Here is a 4878-nt window from a genome sequence, read left to right on the forward strand (position 1 = left end):
GTACAAAGAGACAGCATTATTAGCAATTATAAATCTAAGTTTTTCTCTAGCTTTAATACGTTTCCTAAGCAAATGACACTAGATTCTTTGTTTATGGATGACTTTTTTAATGAAGATTTTTTTTCTAGTGATTTTGGAGAAGACTTTATGCAACTAGACAAGATTAGAGATAAAATGATGCAACAGCAACAGCAGTTTTTTAATAAATATTCTTCTAAAAATAAACTTAAAGAAAATGAAAAAACTAAATTATAAATAAATAAAACCCAAAACATAATTAATGTTTTGGGTTTTAACTTATCAAAAAGAATTATTATTTAGATATAACAATTTTTTGCTTTGTAGATTCTCCGTTTTTCTTAGCTAATTCTAGTACATACATACCATTTTCTAAAGAAGAAACATTTAGTTTACCGTCAGCTATATCTTTTCTTAATACAACCAATCCTTGTAAATTATAAACCTTAGCTTGCACATAGTCTGTATTGCTAATATTTACAGTGTTTTTAGCTGGTATTGGAAAAACAGTAAGTTCCTCTTCTGCTATTTTTTCTGTAGAAATTAGTGCTCTTGCTGCAGTATTAGATTTAACAAAAGTTAATCTATTTAAAGACCAATACTCATTTGCGCTAGCAGAAACATCTACCTTTAAAACTCCATTAGAAACAACTACGTTACGTAACACTGCATTTTTATACTCACCTGTTTTTGTAGACACCTTAGCAGATTTATTACCACAATTAATAGCATTATTTTTATGAGGTCCTAAACGATCTCCAAAAGTTGCTGTAACATCATAAGTACCATTTTCTACAGTAAATTGTAACGTTCTAGTGTTACCTAAACCATATGCAAAATCTCTATTTAAATCGTTTGTACCGTTAAAGCTGCCTCTATCTGCATAATTAACTCCGTTTTTAGTAGTCCAAATATCATCATTTAAACCATAAGAAACTCTTGTGTAATTAGGAAAAAGTGCAGAACTCTTAGAACCAAAATCAAAAGATCCTGAATTTAAAACACCAGAATTTACAGCACTATTAGAAGCTACAGGCTTATAAACTCTAATCCAATTTACAAGTAAATTATTATCTTCAAAGTTGTCTAATTCTTCATCTGTAGAAGACCTATTGGCCTCTGCTTGCCAACTCTGGTCTTCTACATTAATTATAATATCCATTTCTTTTGTAAACTTTCTTCCATTACGTAAATAATTAAAAGGATCTATAACACTAATATTAGACTTGTTTTTTGCATCGTTTAAGCTTGTAGCAATTTTCATTTTTTGATAGCCATTTACTCTATCTAATTCTCCATTAACACCTGTACTTGTTACGCCTGCCGGATAAGTATACTGCCAAGTACCGTCTGCCAATCTAGTTTGTACTGCAGTATCATCCAATACACGTACCATTTGTCCGTCTACATAATACTCCAACCTCGTAGGCGAAACCCAATTAACTCCAATTCTTACTACTCTACCACCCCATTGTGATACTCCATCTTTTCTCCACCAACTATTAACATCTGCAGGTTGGTAATCTTTAAAATTAGGAGGTCTAATAAATACATGGTGACTTAGGTGAATTTTATTTGAAAAGAAACTATTTCTATTATCATCTCCAGGTCCACCGTAACACTCAATTATATCTATTTCTTGTGTATCATCTGGACTAAGTAACCAAATGTCTGATGCTAAAGATGAGTTCATCACTTTAATACTTGCCTCTACAAAAACTGGGTATTTAACACGAGTTTTATTAGTGATACAACCAGCTCTAGTTTCTGGTCTAGATATTAAGCTACCTGTAGAACCTACAAATGATTTTGTTGCTCCAGGTACTCTAGAAGCCCAAATGTTTAGACTTCCTCCAGAAACAGCAACATGATCTTGTCTCCATACGGTTGGTCCTGGTCCTGGCCAATTATTAGGTTGACCACTTGCTTGATTATGAAATTTATTATACCATTTAGCATTATTAGTGGGACCAAAATCTGATACACTATTTGTTGGCATAAATTGATAATTAAAATCATCACTGGCATTTTTTTGTAATTTCCACTGTTTACCAGAACCCGCATTTGCAGGTATGGGTATGTTATCCCAGTCGTACTGACTGTGAACTAATAGAAATTGAAAAAATGCAAAAATCGATAGTAGGCTAATCTTCTTCATAAAAATGTAGTTTAAATATTAATTAAATTATTTCTCTGTTGAAAATTCATATCCTGGGGAAGACTAAATTTTTATTACACAGCTAAATTAAAATTTAACAAGATTAATATGACAAGTCTAGACTAGACTTATACTCAACATTTCATATTTTAGAAATAAATGCACACATACTACCATTCTGTTAAGCGTCTAAAACATTGGGTATTTTCAACTTATAGATACTTCAAATAGATAATTAATAATAAATTACTTACAAATTAATTTAATAGCAAAACTATAGTTTGTCTATATTATAAAACAAAAAAGGTTGCCTATAGGGACATAGGACAACCTTTATTAAAAGCGGGGACTGCTTTATATTGTATATTTAAAATTAGTCTTTTATGGTAAGTTCACCATTTTCATCGGCTTCAAACTCAACCTCGTAAAAATTAGTTACTATGTTACGCCCTTCTATAGTTTCGTTATTAGGTTCTGTAACATGTATTTCAAAATCTGATGATACCTTGTTTGTTTTGCTATTCGCTTCAATGTAATATTTTCTAACTTGGTAGTTATCTATTTCCATTTCATCTTCAATAAGCACAACTCCTTTATTTATATTAGAAAACATTGCATCTACATCTATATCACTGATTTTTAGTTTACCCTGAGCGTTTTTTATATAAAAGTTTTTCTGAAATGTATCACTCAAAGCCTCTTCATCTTCTAAAGTAGCTTCTACATGGTTCGTTTTTGTAGCATAACGTCTGCTATACAATTTGCCATCTTTTAAATACTTAATAGTTATGCTTCCTAAATCTGAGTTTAAATCTTCTTGAGAGTATAACTCAAATCTGTAAACTTCTAAATCTGCTCCAAAACTAGTTATTGCTAATTGTTTGGCTGCTTGTAAGCCTTCTAGTGTAGAAATCCTAATTGTATCTTTATCGCTACCACAAGAGGTTATTGCCAACATAATAAGGATAAACGTAATTTTTAAAGTATTTTTCATTTTTTTGTTTGATTGTTTCACACTTCAAAACTAGCCAAACAGTAGTAAAATCTTACATTAGAATGTAAAAATGAAGCTATCTAATATATATTTAAGTGTAGTTGATATATTTCCGTACTAAAAGTAAAAAAACAATATCTAAGAGATAAGCAGTAAAGTAGCTCCAAACAATGAGCCTATAATTAAACCTGTAACAACTTCTTTAGGTGTATGCCTTTTTAGCACTAATCTAGACCATAAAACAAGTAAGGTAAAAACAATTAATGTAGAGCCTAACATTAAGTTTACATGAATAATAGCAAGTGCCAAATAAATATTAATGGACACGTGCATAGAAATTTTGATAAAAAAATTAATTCCAAAAGAAACTATTAACATTAAAGTAGCTAAAGAAAAGCTTGTACATATATAGCTTGGCTGGTTTGTATACAATAAAAAAGCCAATACAATTAACATTAATGGTATGGCAAATATATATAAGGATTTACGCTCTTTTTTATTAGAGACATCTAAATCTGTATACTTACCTCTTCTTTTACCTATATAAACCCAAGCTATTAAGACCAAAAAAAAGATCCCATAAATAAGAGTTAGCGTATGGGAAAAAGTGTTTTTAGTATCGTTTAGATTAAAAATTAGAATTAAAAAAGGAAATAACAATAAAGGATGTCCTAATATTGATAAAAATTGAGCTATTTTAATTTTCATTTAAACCATTTATTATCACAAATATAGTTTTATTTGTACAAATAGTTAATTAATTACTGCAAGTGTTTTTTTTTACTTTAGATGATAACAAACCATAAAAATATAGAACTGCAATATACTGGTTATATAAACACTCCTTTATTATGGGTAGATAAACTTGTTTATGGGTTACAACAGTTTAAAATTAATAATATAAAAACAGCTGTCTTTAGCGAGCAATTACCCGCCAATTTAAGGTTAGGCAAACGTGTAGAACGCTATGTTAGTGCAGAACTAAATCAATTAAAAAGCATTAATGTTTTAGCAGAAAACATACAAATACAAAACAATAAGCTTACCATTGGAGAATTAGATTGTATTTTAATTAAGGATGATGTACCACATCACGTAGAAATAATATTTAAATTTTATTTGTTTGATGACTCTGTTGGAAACACAGAAATAGAACACTGGATTGGGCCAAACAGAAACGATACATTACTTAAAAAGCTAACCAAATTAAAAGAAAAACAACTACCACTACTCTACAACACACATACAAAACCATTATTAAAAAGTTTAAATGTAGATGCAAATGCAATACAGCAATTTGTTTTTTTTAAAGCTCAGTTATTTATACCGTTTAGTGTTAACGTAGAATTTAAGGACCTAAATAAAGAGTGCATTAAAGGATTTTATATTAAACATACAGATTTATTACAGTTTAAAGATTGTAAGTTTTATATTCCGTCTAAAACTAATTGGCTACAAGATGTACAAACCCAAGTAAACTGGCTTAAATATGATGAGTTTATTTTTGAAATAAATACCTTAATAACAGCTAAAAAGTCTCCTTTATGTTGGATTAAGTTCCCAAACGGAGAGTTACAAAAGTTTTTTGTGGTTTGGTGGTAGTTATAAAAATTAGCCAGATACTTTATCTAAAATACTTTTTCTATACAACTTTCCTAAGGGTAGTTTACTATTATTTTCTAGTATAACCTGGTTACCGTCTATTAGT

Annotated in this window: 4 protein-coding genes and 1 pseudogene; 2 read left to right on the forward strand and 3 right to left on the reverse strand. The window is 29.6% G+C overall.

Annotation, left to right across the window (positions count from 1 at the left end; genetic code table 11):
• A pseudogene (locus ABJD66_RS01940) lies at positions 1-255 on the forward strand (hypothetical protein); the annotation flags it as partial.
• A 58-nt stretch (positions 256-313) separates the two neighbouring features.
• On the opposite strand, the gene ABJD66_RS01945 reads toward ABJD66_RS01940, so the two are convergent.
• The 3 genes from ABJD66_RS01945 to ABJD66_RS01955 all read right to left on the reverse strand — a co-directional run bounded on the left by ABJD66_RS01945 (position 314) and on the right by ABJD66_RS01955 (position 3878).
• The gene (locus ABJD66_RS01945) at positions 314-2176 is read right to left on the reverse strand and encodes a T9SS type A sorting domain-containing protein (protein WP_348127587.1); all 1863 of its coding nucleotides are present in this window, start codon (positions 2174-2176) and stop codon (positions 314-316) included.
• Between the two features lie 373 nt (positions 2177-2549).
• Positions 2550-3170: a hypothetical protein gene (locus ABJD66_RS01950; protein ID WP_348127590.1), complete on the reverse strand. Its 621-nt coding sequence runs from the start codon at positions 3168-3170 to the stop codon at positions 2550-2552.
• A 138-nt stretch (positions 3171-3308) separates the two neighbouring features.
• Entirely contained in the window at positions 3309-3878 is a 570-nt protein-coding gene (locus ABJD66_RS01955; protein WP_100896021.1) for a phosphatase PAP2 family protein, read from the reverse strand.
• Positions 3879-3959: 81 nt separating this feature from the next.
• Here ABJD66_RS01955 and ABJD66_RS01960 point away from each other — a divergent pair, with 81 nt between their 5' ends.
• Positions 3960-4772 carry a DUF1853 family protein gene (locus tag ABJD66_RS01960; RefSeq protein WP_348127594.1) on the forward strand — a complete coding sequence of 271 codons (813 nt, stop codon included), beginning with the start codon at positions 3960-3962 and terminating at the stop codon, positions 4770-4772.
• Positions 4773-4878: the final 106 nt, after the last annotated feature.

The organism is Cellulophaga sp. (assembly GCF_039943695.1).
Classification (GTDB): Bacteria; Bacteroidota; Bacteroidia; order Flavobacteriales; family Flavobacteriaceae; genus Cellulophaga.

Coding starts and splice junctions, on each gene's coding strand:
- ABJD66_RS01960 (WP_348127594.1), top strand. CDS start 3,960: ATGATAACAAACCATAAAAATATAGAACTGCAATATACTGGTTATATA.
- ABJD66_RS01945 (WP_348127587.1), bottom strand. CDS start 2,176: ATGAAGAAGATTAGCCTACTATCGATTTTTGCATTTTTTCAATTTCTA.
- ABJD66_RS01950 (WP_348127590.1), bottom strand. CDS start 3,170: ATGAAAAATACTTTAAAAATTACGTTTATCCTTATTATGTTGGCAATA.
- ABJD66_RS01955 (WP_100896021.1), bottom strand. CDS start 3,878: ATGAAAATTAAAATAGCTCAATTTTTATCAATATTAGGACATCCTTTA.